The sequence below is a fragment of the Siphonobacter sp. SORGH_AS_0500 genome (assembly GCF_002838835.1).
GTDB lineage: Bacteria > Bacteroidota > Bacteroidia > Cytophagales > Spirosomataceae > Siphonobacter.
On sequence record NZ_NHPP01000002.1, the window covers coordinates 306,489 to 321,067 of the forward strand.

The 14,579-nt window shown below is 44.3% G+C and carries 17 protein-coding genes; 9 read left to right on the forward strand and 8 right to left on the reverse strand.

Features of this window, described 5'->3' with window-relative positions:
- The first annotated feature begins 8 nt into the window (after positions 1 to 8).
- On the forward strand, positions 9 to 668 hold the full coding sequence (locus BWI96_RS03390) for a hypothetical protein (protein ID WP_106635283.1): 660 nt from the start codon (positions 9 to 11) through the stop codon (positions 666 to 668).
- 339 nt (positions 669 to 1,007) lie between these two features.
- On the opposite strand, the gene BWI96_RS03395 is transcribed toward BWI96_RS03390, so the two are convergent.
- The 5 genes from BWI96_RS03395 to greA form a co-directional block, all read right to left on the reverse strand.
- A complete protein-coding gene (locus BWI96_RS03395; RefSeq protein WP_106635284.1) occupies positions 1,008 to 1,217 on the reverse strand; it encodes a hypothetical protein in 210 nt (69 codons plus the stop codon).
- Between the two features lie 643 nt (positions 1,218 to 1,860).
- Complete coding sequence (locus BWI96_RS03400) at positions 1,861 to 2,751, reverse strand: hydroxypyruvate isomerase family protein (RefSeq protein WP_106635285.1); 891 nt, start codon at positions 2,749 to 2,751, stop codon at positions 1,861 to 1,863.
- A gap of 207 nt (positions 2,752 to 2,958) precedes the next feature.
- Positions 2,959 to 3,246, reverse strand: a complete 288-nt coding sequence (locus BWI96_RS03405; RefSeq protein WP_106635286.1) for a YciI family protein — start codon at positions 3,244 to 3,246, stop codon at positions 2,959 to 2,961.
- A gap of 1 nt (position 3,247) precedes the next feature.
- Positions 3,248 to 3,643: an HIT family protein gene (locus BWI96_RS03410; RefSeq protein WP_106635287.1), complete on the reverse strand. Its 396-nt coding sequence runs from the start codon at positions 3,641 to 3,643 to the stop codon at positions 3,248 to 3,250.
- A 133-nt stretch (positions 3,644 to 3,776) separates the two neighbouring features.
- Positions 3,777 to 4,250, reverse strand: a complete 474-nt coding sequence (gene greA / locus BWI96_RS03415) for a transcription elongation factor GreA (RefSeq protein ID WP_106635288.1) — start codon at positions 4,248 to 4,250, stop codon at positions 3,777 to 3,779.
- A 452-nt stretch (positions 4,251 to 4,702) separates the two neighbouring features.
- Between greA and fmt the strand changes: the two genes are divergently transcribed.
- The 6 genes from fmt (at position 4,703) to BWI96_RS03445 (ending at position 9,502) form a co-directional block, all read left to right on the forward strand.
- Positions 4,703 to 5,617, forward strand: a complete 915-nt coding sequence (gene fmt, locus BWI96_RS03420) for a methionyl-tRNA formyltransferase (protein WP_106635289.1) — start codon at positions 4,703 to 4,705, stop codon at positions 5,615 to 5,617.
- Positions 5,618 to 5,758: 141 nt separating this feature from the next.
- A complete protein-coding gene (locus BWI96_RS03425; RefSeq protein WP_106635290.1) occupies positions 5,759 to 7,108 on the forward strand; it encodes an L-serine ammonia-lyase in 1,350 nt (449 codons plus the stop codon).
- A gap of 85 nt (positions 7,109 to 7,193) precedes the next feature.
- Positions 7,194 to 7,688, forward strand: coding sequence for a dihydrofolate reductase (locus BWI96_RS03430; protein WP_106635291.1), 495 nt, complete (start codon positions 7,194 to 7,196; stop codon positions 7,686 to 7,688).
- A gap of 73 nt (positions 7,689 to 7,761) precedes the next feature.
- Positions 7,762 to 7,869 carry a DUF433 domain-containing protein gene (locus tag BWI96_RS23120; RefSeq protein WP_106635292.1) on the forward strand — a complete coding sequence of 36 codons (108 nt, stop codon included), beginning with the start codon at positions 7,762 to 7,764 and terminating at the stop codon, positions 7,867 to 7,869.
- A 260-nt stretch (positions 7,870 to 8,129) separates the two neighbouring features.
- Positions 8,130 to 8,981, forward strand: coding sequence for a 3-deoxy-8-phosphooctulonate synthase (gene kdsA, locus BWI96_RS03440; protein ID WP_106635293.1), 852 nt, complete (start codon positions 8,130 to 8,132; stop codon positions 8,979 to 8,981).
- A 104-nt stretch (positions 8,982 to 9,085) separates the two neighbouring features.
- The gene (locus tag BWI96_RS03445; RefSeq protein WP_106635294.1) at positions 9,086 to 9,502 is read left to right on the forward strand and encodes a hypothetical protein; all 417 of its coding nucleotides are present in this window, start codon (positions 9,086 to 9,088) and stop codon (positions 9,500 to 9,502) included.
- 653 nt (positions 9,503 to 10,155) lie between these two features.
- Here the strand turns inward: BWI96_RS03445 and BWI96_RS03450 are convergent.
- Positions 10,156 to 11,028, reverse strand: a complete 873-nt coding sequence (locus BWI96_RS03450) for a sugar phosphate isomerase/epimerase (protein ID WP_106635295.1) — start codon at positions 11,026 to 11,028, stop codon at positions 10,156 to 10,158.
- A gap of 144 nt (positions 11,029 to 11,172) precedes the next feature.
- The gene (locus BWI96_RS03455) at positions 11,173 to 11,760 is read right to left on the reverse strand and encodes a riboflavin synthase (protein WP_106635296.1); all 588 of its coding nucleotides are present in this window, start codon (positions 11,758 to 11,760) and stop codon (positions 11,173 to 11,175) included.
- A gap of 190 nt (positions 11,761 to 11,950) precedes the next feature.
- Here BWI96_RS03455 and BWI96_RS03460 point away from each other — a divergent pair, with 190 nt between their 5' ends.
- A complete protein-coding gene (locus BWI96_RS03460) occupies positions 11,951 to 12,556 on the forward strand; it encodes a DUF1684 domain-containing protein (RefSeq protein WP_106635297.1) in 606 nt (201 codons plus the stop codon).
- A gap of 12 nt (positions 12,557 to 12,568) precedes the next feature.
- On the forward strand, positions 12,569 to 13,060 hold the full coding sequence (locus BWI96_RS03465; protein ID WP_106635298.1) for an aminotransferase: 492 nt from the start codon (positions 12,569 to 12,571) through the stop codon (positions 13,058 to 13,060).
- Between the two features lie 67 nt (positions 13,061 to 13,127).
- Here the strand turns inward: BWI96_RS03465 and BWI96_RS03470 are convergent, their stop codons facing one another.
- A complete protein-coding gene (locus BWI96_RS03470) occupies positions 13,128 to 14,477 on the reverse strand; it encodes a Gfo/Idh/MocA family protein (RefSeq protein WP_106635299.1) in 1,350 nt (449 codons plus the stop codon).
- Positions 14,478 to 14,579: the final 102 nt, after the last annotated feature.

A 14,579-nucleotide genomic window follows, 5' to 3' on the forward strand; every position in this document is an offset into this window, starting at 1 on the left:
AAAGCATCATGAAAAAATACGCTCTAATCTTTTCCTGTCTGATCACTGGGACGCTCTCGGCTCAGGTAAATACGAATCAGTTTGGGACAAACCAGATTGAAGGTAGCAATCAGATTGCGGTAGGCACTTACACAGAATATGAAAACCAACCCTACGTTTCTGCGGATTGGAGCAAAGGAATCCTATTAGCTGCCGATGGAAAACGCTATATGGTGCAAAAACTGAATTACAATGCCTATAACGACCGACCGGAATACCAGGAGCAGGAGAAAACCTTTCAACCTAGGTTTGAGGTAAAGGCTTTTGTATTAGGAGATACCATCACAGGAGCCAAGTATCGGAAAGGTTTCGCGGCCATCGATCAGCAATCGCCGAAAAGTTTTTATGAAGTTCTGGTAGATCGTCAGGTAAAACTTTTAAAGTATACGAAAGCTAACTTACTGGATGTAACCAGTTTTAACTCAGCCACCAGGCAGAAAAAATTTGATTTTAACACCATGTATTACCTTGTAAAACCCGACCAGAGTATTGTTCGGATTAAGAAGGATAAAAAGTCAATTTTGGAAGCGTTACCTGAGCAGGCCGAGCGAATTGAAGAAATTGCGAAAGAGCGTAAATCGAAAATGAAAAGCTGGGAAGATATTCAACAGGTACTAGCTGAGTTATAAGAAGATGTTTTCATGTTAGTAAAGCCGTAAAGCTCCACCGTCGTGGAGCTTTACGGCTTTGTAGAGATAGTTGCTTCTAAAAAAGGGCAGGAGATCAAAGTCAGCTTGGACCGAAAGCAAAAAAAAGAAGAGGAAAGTCCTCTCCTTTTTAAGTAATCTGCTCTATTATTATGAAACTGCTTTTACTAAATGTATGAGTATGTGGGAGATGAATAGACCAACGTATGGTTTAAATGAGCTAGTGATTTTTGAAAAAGGGAACTAAAAAACCAACTTCTAAAGGTTGGGATAAAGGGGGACCCGAAGGCAATTTTTTACTATTGGTGTTACTTATAGTTGTTATTTATAGTAAGGATGGGCAATAGGTTCGTTTCGGTAGCTGATAGGAGCTAGGCTAACGATGGACTGCCCGGAAAATTCGTTGAAATAATAATCGCTCTGGCTTGTAATCAAACGCTGAGGAATAGTAGAAACCCAAAGGCTGATTGAGTTGAGTCTGCTCAGAAAGGCAGTAGTCACCAGGCGGAAATCAGAGGGAAATAGTTTCATATTGATGTGGAGCAATAGGATTATTTAGAGCAAAGTCAGCATTGGCACCTGAAAAGAATGCTCTGGCATTTTTTGCCTTTCGACCCCTCAAAGATGGGGGGTACTACATAGCCATTGATTTAAATTCGATCAAGTGTATAAAAACCCAGGTAATTGGTTTAGGTAGGAGGTTAAATGAAAACCAAAGATTATTCAGAAGCTGACTAAACTGTAAAAAATGACGCTTTCCCGGTAAAAACAATCAGATAATTCAGGTAGGGTCTATTTATTTTCCGGGTACCTACCTGAGTTACTGTTCAACGAAAACGAGGAGTAACAAGGCGAAAAGGGCGGAAGAAATTTCAGCCATGACGGCTTCGCGACCTTATGCCAACTGTCATCTCGAACGAAGTAGAGAGAACCTCTGTAGAAGGGAAAGGGGTAAGGTTAGTAAAGTTTCCCAGAAGCCAAGTAATCTGGTGAAGTCAATAAGATCCTTCGCTTCGCTCTGGATGACAGATCGGAAGTGGGTTAGATAGAACGAGATGGAGTCTTCCACCACGAATGAAATAGGCTATTAGTTAAGGCTAGCAACTTTACCTTCCAACAAAAAAGAGGAGCGGTAAGGCTCCTCTTTTGTAGTTAGTAATAAGCAAACTATTTATTAGACGTCGCAGATTAAAACCCCCTGCTTTAAGGATGCTAGCATTCCTTCTTTATCCTTCGGCGTAGGCACAAATTCCTGACCGATGTAACCCTTATACCCCGTTGCTACAATTGCCTTTACAATGGCAGGATAATAGATTTCCTGACGATCATCAATCTCTGTCCGGTTAGGCATTCCACCCGTGTGGTAATGACTGATGTACTGGCCATAACGTTGAGCATTACGAATATGATCTCCATGCATAGACTGCATATGGAAAATGTCATAAAGAAGCTTAAATCGTTCTGAACCAACGGCTTCGCAAAGTGCGGCTCCCCATTGTACCGTATCGCACTGATAATCGGGGTGCGAATGGCGGGAACTTAATAACTCCATGGTAAGCGTCACCCCGTTTTTCTCGGCTGTAGGCATGATACGCTTTAATACTTTCTGGCAATTCAGAATGCCCTGATAATCATCAAGTCCGTTACGGTTTCCTGAAAAACAGATCAGGTTGGTAACGCCCGCCGCTTTTGCCTGAGGGATAAGCTCTTCATATAAAGCAACGAGTTTATCGTGATTTCTGGGATTATTAAAGAAACTGGTCAAACCTGTACCGTCAGGCCATCTATCAGCCTGACCCAGAGCAGAGGTTAAGCCATATTTAGCTAACGTAGGCCACTCGCTGGGGCCGGTCAATTCAATAGATTCGATGCCAATGTTTTTGCAGGCCTGAGCAAACTCATCCAGAGGAATGGAGCCGAAACACCAGCGGGAAACTGAATGCTTGATATTACCTTTTAACTTAAGAGGAGCGGAAGCCGAAGCATCCAACGCCGATCCGATCGTGGGAAGTGCTGCCACGGTAGCTGCTGAAGCCGTTTTCTTCAGCATGGAGCGTCTGTTCATAAATAGGTTATAAAAAGTAAAAACAATGGACTTAAGTTCGCTATATATAGCATAGAGTAATAAAGGTCATTTATACCCTTCATGCGTAGAGGTTCATCAGCAATTTTAAGCATCTGCTTGGTTAAGAGCCGATTTGACGGGTTTAATGCCTACTCATAATGGGTAACGTTTTATAAGTAATAAATCGCATATCCAAGTAAAAAACAATTATAGAATGGCTTCCCTAAAGGGTTTGATTTCAACGCGATCCCATACGTTTTGTGTTAAATAAGGTTCGGTTTCGAGCCATTTCATGAGTTGAAATTCTTCGGGGAAATTCATGATAACAACGGAACCGATCATTTGACCCGCTTCCGATAATAAAGCTCCTCCGAATAGAAAATTTCCGCTCGCTTTTAACTCCCGCATCCGGTCTAAATGAGCGGGACGGGCCTGTAAACGTCGTTCGGGAGCCTGCTCGTCAGTAAAGTCATAGGCTTGAATATGATACTGCATATTATTCCAGATTAGCCTTGATCCGCTCTGCAATGGCTGCCATTTCCTCCGCAGGAAGCTGAAGTTTAGGGTTAGCAAAATTCATATCCCGCATGGACTGCATTGGCACGAGGTGGACGTGTGTATGCGGAACTTCCAGTCCGATCACGGTGACGCCCAAACGCAAACAGGGGCAAGCCTTTTTGATGGCCGGAGCAATTTTCTTGGCTACCAGCATCAAGCCCGCCAGCGTGTCGTCGTCAAGGTCAAAAATATAATCAACTTCTTTTTTCGGAACGACCAGTGTATGGCCCGGAACCAGAGGAAAAACGTCCAGAAAAGCTATAAATTGATCGTCTTCGTAGACTTTATGAGCGGGGATTTCTCCCTGAATAATACGGGTGAAGATAGAAGCCATAGCTAAAATGTTTTACGTGACAGAGCATCACATGATCTCAAAAGTAAGGAGAAGAAGTTCAGAAAAATAGTAGGGACACAAAAACGAGGCCCAACGTAATGTCGGGCCTCGTGCGTATTTCAAATCGTTAGGATTAACGAGTGATTTCTAATACTTCAAATTCAGCTTTACCATTAGGTAAAAGAATCTCAGCGAATTCGCCTACCTGTTTTCCTAACAAACCTTTACCAATGGGTGACTGAACGGAGATTTTACCCGTTTTTACGTCAGCTTCCGTTTCGGCAACTAATGTGTAGGTAGCAACCATATTGTTCCGCTTGTTTTTAATCTTCACGGTTGACATGATGGCCACTTTAGAGCTATCAATAATGGACTCGTCCAGAATTCGGGCGTTGGCCAGTAATTGTTCCAGTTTAGAAATTTTCAATTCGTGCAGACCCTGAGCTTCTTTGGCTGCATCGTATTCAGCATTCTCTGATAAATCTCCTTTATCGCGAGCTTCGGCAATTTGGTGGGCAATATGTGACCGACCTTTTGTTTTCAGTTCGTGTAATTCTGCTTTTAGCTTATTCAGCCCTTCCTCGGTATAATAGGCTATATTTCCCATATCCAGTAATCTAAATTTATAGGTTTGACTTTAGTAATGGCCTTATCATCCTCAGCCACAGATGAAATTAGAAAGCGGAAGCACAGGAAAAAAAACAGGTAGTTGTGATGGTAACAGCCTGTTTTTCAGTGTTCCTGTGCTTCGGTACTTCTAACGTAATGACAAAAAAAAAGAACGGTGACAAGACCGCTCTGGTTACTCAAAAAAATTTTATGAGTGCAGAATCAATCTTCTCGCCGAAAAGTTCCTTCCCTACAGATTCCGTAGAGATTGGTTGAACAAAGTTAGCACATTCTACAGCAAAAGCAAGCAAAAATGAAAGTCTTTTCCCGGCAGAAAGGGTAACTCGATGAGTCTTAACGTCAGAAAGTATTTAAGTTTGCATTTCTGCATGGTAACAACAGGGTAGCATCCCTTTCGTTGACTTATCTTTAGAACAAGTAAAGGAACTTATGCGAATTATATTTTTAGGAACGCCTGAATTTGCGGTAGAAAGCCTACGGGTCTTAGTCGAAAATCAGTGCAATGTCGTAGCCGTAGTAACGGCTCCCGACAAACCCGCTGGACGCGGACAGCAGCTTCAGCAGTCGCCCGTAAAGCAATATGCGGTTTCTGCTGGAATCCCAGTATTGCAGCCTGAAAAACTGAAAAATCCTGAATTTCTGGAAGAACTGAAAAGTTACCAGGCTGACTTACAGGTAATTGTTGCTTTTCGGATGTTGCCGGAAGTGGTCTGGAACATGCCACGGCTGGGAACGTTCAATTTACACGCTTCTTTATTACCACAGTACCGGGGAGCTGCTCCAATTAACTGGGCCATTATGAATGGTGAAACGGAAACAGGAGTAACCACGTTTTTTCTGCAACACGAGATTGATACCGGTCCACTGATTTTTCAGGAAAAAGAGCCGATTTCGTACAATGATACCGTCGGTGAAGTGTATGAACGTTTAATGAATTTGGGCGGAACGCTGGTGTTAAAGACCGTGCGGGCTATTGAATCAGGCGAGTATCCTCAAATTCCGCAGTCGGAGACAGAAGAAATCAAAATGGCTCCCAAGATTTTCCGGGAAACCTGTGAAATTCAATGGAATAAACCATCCGAACAAGTACGTAACCACATTCGGGGATTATCGCCTTACCCTGCCGCCTGGACGACTTTACTCGGAAAAACCTGCAAAATTTACCGGGCTTCGGTCGCGGAAGTAAACGAAATTGCCGAACCGGGAACGTACCGTACCGATCACAAAACCTATTTGCAGTTTAAAACGAAGGAGGGTTGGTTGGCCATTGATGAGTTACAACTGGAAGGCAAAAAACGAATGGGTATCGAAGAGTTCCTGCGAGGTATGCAGGGGAAACTTTAGAGGCTGGTCTGAGTGTTAAGAGGTAGGATACCTTTTCTGAAAAAAGCAGGTTAATTTGATTTGTTTTTAGAAACAGGTAACTATTTAATTGAGAGTTAGTAATTTTCTTCATCAGCATCTATAAATGAGCGGCGAACAGCCATGATCACCACCTCTGTTTTTGACCTATTTAAAGTAGGACCGGGTCCCTCCAGTTCTCACACCATCGGGCCCATGAAGGCCGCTTATGATTTTTTGCAGGAGATCAAGAATCACCCGCAGCCGGGCCAGCACGTCGAGATTCACTTGTATGGCTCACTATCGGCCACTGGTAAGGGGCACGGAACGGATAAGGCCATTTTAGGCGGCCTACTGGGATGGTTACCCGACACGGTTGATCCGAAGGCTTTGCTGGATTTAATGAAATTGCCCGAGCAAACCTATGAGTTACCCGTAGGAGGCATATGGACGGGAGAAAAGGATTTTATCTACCATCGGGGTAAAACCGAGTTCCCGCATCCCAATACCATGATTCTCAAGCTGACGGATGGCGAACATAACGTCTTGTTGGAACACGAATACTACTCGGTAGGTGGAGGCTTTATCCAGCGAAAAGGCCAGCCAATGGAAGGTACCCGCAGTACGCAGCCTCTTTTTCCGTACGAACACATGGACGAGCTGAAGAGTCAGTTAAAAACCTCGGGACTTACGCTGGCAGCTCTGATGATTCAGAATGAAAAGTCATTAACGGGTTTGAGTGAAAAGGAGATTAACCGCAAGCTTGACTTTATTCTGGAAGCGATGGAAAAGGCCGTGAAACGCGGCCTGCGGGCGAAGGGAAACCTACCCGGCAAAATTCAGTTGAAAAGAAAAGCACCGGCGGTCTACGAGCAAGCCAAAAAACACTCCTTAACGTCCGACAGTTTTCTGATGTTTCTGAATGCCTATTGTCTGGCGGCTTCAGAAGAAAATGCAGCCGGTAGTATCGTCGTGACGGCTCCTACCTCGGGAGCTTCGGGCGTTTTTCCGGGGCTTACCTATCTAATGAAACATCACTTTCATTACTCTCCTCAGAAAATGCGGGAAGGGATGCTGGCGGCGGCGGCGGTTGGTTTTCTTGTGAAACATAATGCCAGTATTTCAGGAGCTGAAATGGGCTGTATGGGTGAAATCGGTTCGGCTTCGGCGATGGGTGCGGCTATGCTGGTATACGCTGCTGGCGGAAGTATTAATCAGGTGGAAGCTGCCGCTGAAATTGGTATTGAACATCACTTGGGCATGACCTGCGATCCCATTGGGGGGTACGTACAAATTCCCTGTATTGAGCGAAATGCGATGGGAGCAGTAAAGGCCTATAATGCTTACTTACTGGCCTTGTCCAGCGATGCTTCATATCAAAAAATATCCTTAGACAGCGTCCTGAAAGTAATGCGGGCCACGGGCCGGGACATGTCTCAGAAATACAAAGAAACCTCCGAAGCCGGACTAGCTCTGAGCATGACGGAATGTTAATGGAGTTTTGAGTTTAGGGTTCATACGTTTAGAGTTGCAAAGCTTAGTTAACCCCAAACTCAAAACTCAAAACTCAAAACAACATATGGTACATCTAGTAGTGGCTGTAGCGGAAAATGGGGCTATTGGTAAGGATAATCAGTTGATTTGGCATCTGCCGGATGATCTGAAGCAGTTTAAAAAAATTACCTCGGGTCATACCATTGTGATGGGACGGAAAACCTATGAGTCCATTGGAAAACCATTACCGAATCGCACCAATGTAATCATTACCCGAAATCCAGCCTATCAGGCGGAAGGCTGTCTGGTCGTTACTTCTTTGCAGGAAGCGATGGAAAAGGATACTGATATCTATGTAATTGGCGGGGCTGAAATCTACGCTCAGGCCTTACCTGCTACTAACGTTATTCACTTGACGGAAGTGCATATGGCTGTAGATGGCGATGCCTTTTTTCCGAAATTAGACGCTGGCGAGTGGGTAGAAGTAAGCCGGGAAAGTCACTCAGCCGATGAAAAACATGCTTATTCCTTCGATTTTGTAGAATTGAGAAGGAGCGAAGTAGAAAAAATACAGGCGTAATGGTTCGTCCTTAAGTTGATTATGTAGTGGAGATTGCAGAACAAAGTTTAATCCTGAAGGCTTTTCCTTAACTTTGCGAAGAATCAATACAGAAGTATTAGCAGGAAAGCCATTAATTAAAGGAACTCGTCTTTCTGTGCAGTTGGTAGTGGGTTTGTTAGCTAGTGGGTCAGATATTTGAAGAAACAAAAGAAGAGTATTCCTACGTTACTAAGGAAGACATTTGAGTTTGCAAAAATGCTATAAAATCTACTGATTTCGTTTTTAAGTCGGAAGCTTTCTAAAGACTTTCGAGTAACCCATAACGCAAAAGCATTTTATGGTTTTAACCGAAAAGTGGCTCGCGTTATTCATATCCGTTCAAAAGAAAAAACTGATGCTTAGTATCAACCATTTTCTTTTGGATTTCATTAATGAAGATTCCGTTTTAGCAAGAAAATCATGTCACAAAAAATTGTTCGCGTCGGGGATATTGAATGTGGATCAGACGAGTTGTTTCTGATCTCGGGTCCCTGCGTTATTGAAGACGAAAAAATCATGATGACCGTTGCCGAGAAACTCAAAGAGATCTCGGAACGCCTGAACATCAAAATCATTTATAAATCGTCTTTCCAGAAGGATAACCGTTCCAGCCTGGATTACTATTCGGGTCCTGGTCTGGACGCAGGTATCAAAATTCTGGCGAAAGTGAAGGAGCAGTTCGGCTTCCCACTCTTGACGGATATTCATTACCCCGATCAGGCGGCTCCCGTGGCTGACGTGGTAGACGTACTCCAGATTCCAGCGTATCTGTGTATGCAGACCACGCTAACGGTTGCAGCGGCTCAGACGGGTCGGGTAGTGAACGTAAAACACGGTCAGTTCTTGGCACCTGAAAACATGAAGCACCCGGTGAAGAAAATTGAAGATGCGGGTAATGACCAAATCATTCTGACGGAACGCGGCTATTCATTTGGTTACAATGACCTCATCGTCGATCCTCGTAGCTTCTATCACATGGCCCGTACGGGTTATCCCGTAGTGTTCGACGTAACACACGCCATTCGTAAATATGGTATACCTTCTAAAGATTCTAAAGGGGGTGCACGGGAATATCTACCCGTATTAGCCCGGGCAGGTGTCGCTGCGGGTGTGGATGGTTTATTCGTAGAGGCTCATACCTGTCCCAGCGAGGCTCTTTGCGACGCAGCTAGCCAACTGGACATCACGCTGCTCGAAGAATTCCTGAAGCCATTGATCGAGTTGCACGCCGTTGAAGTGAAATATCGCCATTCCTTACCCGAACTGGCATAACAATTTTGAACGTTTTCTGACTCCCCGAGTCAGTCATTTAAACCTCGGAGCGATCTCCGAGGTTTTTTTGTGCGGAGCCCATTCTTAAGAAAAACGGTACGTCTATGGCACATCCATCCAGCATACGGCCCGTTCTGGAGAAAATTTCCCGGAACCTTACGCCGAATTTTTATATCACGAATGATGATGAAGAAATTATTGATGCCTTAGTCGATAATGGAAAGATGATGCAGGATTTCTCTGTAAGTCAGGTTACTTCTTTTCTGGCTGATCAGGACTTTTGTCTGGCTTTTTATTTCGCCGACGAAGTAGATCGGGGTTTCAGTATGTACATCATCCGTGATTTTTCGGTCAATATTCGGGAAATGATTCAATTGGAATACGTTCTCGATCAAATCATGGATCACGGTTACAACTATCATCTTTTTCACGCCGCCCGTAGCAAAGTCGATGAAATGCTATACATGGCCCCCACTTTCCGGGCCATGTGGGAGAAAAAAGATAAAACAGAGGAGGAATGATCTTAAGAGTCTGTCTTAAAAGTAGGAAGATCGTGAAATAGGACTCTCGCGGCGTTTGAGACAGTTTAGGGAGTTAATTGCAGGCTTAGTCCGCGTTACAAACGCAGATTCTCGAAAAAAGCGTTTGATAACGCCAAGCGTCGCAAAAACTTTTCTCAGGCATCCGCAACACGGTCGCGGACAAACGTTTAGTAGACGTTCATTTATACCCCGATCTGTCATCCAGAGCGAAGCGAAGGACCTTACTTGTCCTTGGCAAGGTTTGTAATTGACATGCATATTGCGTCCCCGGATGAAATCCGGGGACACTTTTTTATGACCTTTTTCTAACGTATTGGGTCATGAGGCATTATTAATAACCAAAGACCCGCCCATTCCACAGAAGGTCTCTCCTTACGTTCGAGATGACAGTTGGGCGAACGATTGGTTATTAAGGTTTACATCAGCTTTCCCCGGATTATCATCCAGAGCTATTAAAAACTGGCCTATAGGTAATCTTTCTTATCAAACCACAGCGGGGTTAAATTCGAATGGAGCCAAGGAACTTACTTGCCTTGCGATTGTAAATTTTAGACGATCGATAAGTCTGTAAAAAAAAACAGTCGGATGCTTTGAGACACCCGACTGTTTTTAGTAATAAAAGCTTCTTAGGATCATCCCCATTTAGCCTTCTGAATATTATCAATACTGGTTTTGATGCATTCCAGCGGTGGACGTTTGCAAACATCCTGCTCTACAAAGTACTGTTTCAGACCCGCTTTCTTGGCATCCTTGAAGATTGCACCGAAGTCAATGCTTCCCGTACCCACTTCTGCGAATTCCTGCTGAGGCGTTTTCGCCATGTCTTTCACGTGCCATAAAGGGAAACGACCGGGATATTTGGCGAAGTATTCGGATGGTTTTTCTCCGGCCTTCGCTACCCAATATAAATCCATTTCCATTTGCACAGGCGTGTTTTTCAGCAGTAAATCGTAGGGTTTTTCACCATCTATTTTTTGCGTAAACTCAAAATCATGGTTATGGTAACCCATAATCAGGCCTGCTTTCTTGGCCGTCTCGGTGCTTTTATTGAGAATACCAAAGAGGTTTTTATAATCTTCTGCCGAACGTTCATCGTCTACCAGGTAAGCTAATACCACGTATTTCTGACCAATCGCAGCGGCATCGTCTACTGCCTTATCCCAGTTTTTAGTCAGGCCATCGCCCGCTCCGAACTTTTGGGAACGTGCCGTCATGTAGTGACCACTGAAAGCCGTCAGGCCATTATCTTTCAGGATTTTAGTATACTCAGCGGGCGTTTTGCCGAAGAATTTACCCTGGTTATAGCCGAAATTTTCAACCTTCTTGTAACCCAGTTTGGCGACTTGTTCCAACACTTTTTCGATACCCTGTTTCTGAATATCGTCACGTACAGTATATAGTTGTAAGCCAACTGATTTGGCTTGCGTGGCGGCTAAAGCATCAAGACCAGCCAGTGAAAGAGCTCCAAGTCCCAGTGAGGTATGGAGAAAATTTCTGCGATTCATAAAAAGCTAGCGTATTAAGTCTAAAATGGACTTTCGTATCAATCCTCTGATGTCAACGAACGGGCTAATGTATGAATCGCAGGTTTAAAAATGGAAATATGACAATAATAAATTTAATTATTAATCTAATACTCTGATGCTCAATCAGGCTTGCCCCAGTAGGCGTTTCACGTATTTCCCAACAATATCAAATTCAAGGTTAACCGAGTCGCCAACTTTTAATTGGGAAAAGGTAGTATGCGTATAGGTATAAGGGATAATGGCAACGCGGAAAGAAGAGGCTTCCGAATTAAAAACCGTCAGACTAACGCCGTTAATACAGATCGAACCCTTTTCTACGGTAACGTTTCCAACCGAGGCATCGTACTCAAAATCAAATAACCAGCTTCCATTCTCGTCCTGAATCTGCGTACAAATGGCGGTTTGATCAACATGGCCCTGTACGATATGCCCATCAAAACGACCATTTGCCTGCATGCAACGTTCAAGATTAACCAGTGACCCGACTTGCAAATGCCCCAGGTTACTTTTCTTCAAGGTCTCATCAATGGCCGTTACCTGATGCACGCCATCACCCAGGGCTATTACGGTTAGACAAACGCCATTGTGCGAAACGCTCTGGTCAATTTTTAACTCATGGGAAATCGGAGACTCGATACTGAAGGTGACATTAGTACCTTCCGTGTGTAATTCTGTAATCACTCCCGTGGCTTCGATAATTCCGGTAAACATATTTTATTGGCTTTTGCCGTTAAGTTGTAGATTTTTGCAGGATAACACCATTGCATCGCAATTTGCACCCGGAAATAGTTAATTGTCGATAGTTTTTTGGTTTTAGTTGTTTGTTGTCTGATAATTAACGAGTCATGATCAGAATTCGAGCAGTAACTCAAAATCCTAAACCCCAAACTCAAAACCAATAATGAATAGTCGAAAATTACTTTTAGTAGCCATTGCTGTACTGATTGTCGGTATTGTAGTGTATTCCCTAAGTACGGGTAAAACGACTTCCTATGCTGATGATCTGCGGGCGGAGCGGGCAGAAAAAGATGAGAATTACCGTACTTCAGCCGAGTCTCCGATTAAGGACAAAGCCAACTTCAAAGGCCTGAATTACTTCCCGGCGGATTCGAGTTATGAAGTATTCGCAAAAATTGAAGAGCTGGATGAAACGAAGACCTTTGCCGTACAAATGACGGGCGGCCAGACCGAAAACTATACGCTTTTTGGTAAGGCAACCTTTGAGTTACAGGGTAAAACCTGTACGTTGCTGGTCTTTGAAAGCAACGAAGCCCGAACGCTGTTCATTCCCTTTAAAGATGTAACGGCGGGAAAAGAAACCTACGGCGGTGGCCGTTATCTGGATATCCCTGAGGGAGATATTACCGGAAATCGGGTTACGATTGATTTTAACAAAGCCTATAATCCTTTTTGTGCGTATTCGCCGGAATACACGTGTCCGGTGCCTCCGAAGGAAAACAACCTGCCCATTGCCATTCGGGCAGGGGAGCAGAATTTCCATGAATAAACGTAACCTGCTATGAAAACAACCTATCAGATTAAATCAAGTAACGCTGGATTTGAAATTTATAATGAACACGAAAAGTTACTGACGACGTTTCGTTACGATGGCTGGTTTTCGAGTAATGGGAAAGCCGAATTGCCGGATAAACAACTGTTTCTGAAACCTAAAAATATCTGGGCTTCGAAGTTTGATATTTTTATAAATGAGATTGATAAGGGAGATATCGTCTTTAACTGGAAAGGACAGATTATTATTAGAATTGATTATGATGGAAAAGAGAAGATATTTCTGCTGAAAGGGCGGGGTTTGATGAACCATCATTTTATCCTTGAAAATGAAATGGGAATCGTTACGCTGGCTTTCATGCCTAGGTTCAACTGGACCTCATTCAGGTATGAATATCAGGTGGAGGTAGAGCCCAATCAGGAATCGCCTTTGGAGTTACTGATTTCCTGTCAGTTTGCCATTAACCTGTACATGACCATGACTACAGCCGCTGCCGTTTAGAGAAGGGTAATACAAAAAAGCTCTGCAACCATCGTTGCAGAGCTTTTTTATGGCATTAAGCAATCTTTTAATACTTGAAGACTTTGTTACCCGCCATAACTTCCTGCGTTTTTTCGTCGAACGTAACCCGAAGGCCCGTGCGGTACGCTGCGTTGGACATGATGGTGGCAATGGAGTGCTGGTAACCCGCTTCAATCGGAGCGTTTGGCGTTTTACGACTCCGTACGCATTCCATCCAGTTTTTAATGTGGTTGAACGTCAGTACGTCGCCGCCAGTGTTCGCCCCCGTTTCTACTTTAGGTCCTTCCAGTTTGGCAGAAGCCAGCAGATTGGCTTGCATTTTCATGTCTGCTGCATCCCGAGCCGTTAACCCACCCGTAGGTGAAATCATGTTGGTGTCGAGGTTCAGCTCTCCACCGTTGGAGTAATAAATCTCTTTTGTGCCTCCTGCCGAGTTACTGAAACGGCTGGCAAACGATACCTGGAAACCTGTCGTAGGGTCGTTTAGCGGGCCGTAATCGAATACTACCGTCAGGGTATCGGCGTTTTTACGACCGTCTTTCCACTGGTAAATGCCTCCATTCGCTACGGCTGAACGGGGGTGAGGCAGGCCGGTAAACCAGTGCACCGTGTCAATCTGGTGACTCATCCACTGACCGGGAATTCCCGAAGAATAAGGCCAGAATAGGCGGTACTCCAGGTATTTACGAGGATCAAAAGCTTCTTTTGGACGATTAAGTAAGTAACGGTTCCAATCCAGATCTTCCTGCTTACACTGAGCTACCAGCTCAGGGCGACGCCAGCGACCGGGCTGGTTTACGTTCCACATTAATTCAACCATGGTAATAGGGCCGAATTTACCGGATTTGATGAATTCTTCCGCCGCGTGATAATTCGCACCACTGCGACGTTGCGAACCAATCTGAACGATTTTACCCGAGGCTTTTACGGCTTTCAATACCGCACGGGCATCTTCCATGGTTTCGGCCAGTGGTTTTTCGGTATAGGTATCGCAGCCCGCTTTTACCGCATCAATCGTGTGGATGGCGTGCTGGAAATCAGCTGTGCTGATAAACACGGCATCAACCGCTTTGGCATCGTAGAGTTCGTCGTTATTGCGATAGTCTTTAATGGTTCCGCCTAATTGTTTTTCCAGGAAAGCTTTACCTTCTTCCCGGCGACGCTTCCAGATGTCAGAAACCCCCACCATCTCGAAGTTCATTTCCTTCGCCAGAGCTTTAAACGGAGGGACGTGTGAAGCCCGGAAACGATCGGAGAATCCTACACAACCCACACGAACGCGGTCGTTAGCTCCGAGGATTTTACGATAACTGGCCGCAGACATCGCATTCACGCTCAAAGCCGTGCCCGCAGCAGCCAATGATACTTTCTTAAGAAACTCTCGACGATTTTCCATAGTCTAAACCGAAGGTTAATCGGCTTTTTTATTAGGTTATTAATTGAGTTTGTGAGTTTGGTGTTTAGCGTTTGGAGTTTAGAGTGATTGCTGTTGTAAGCG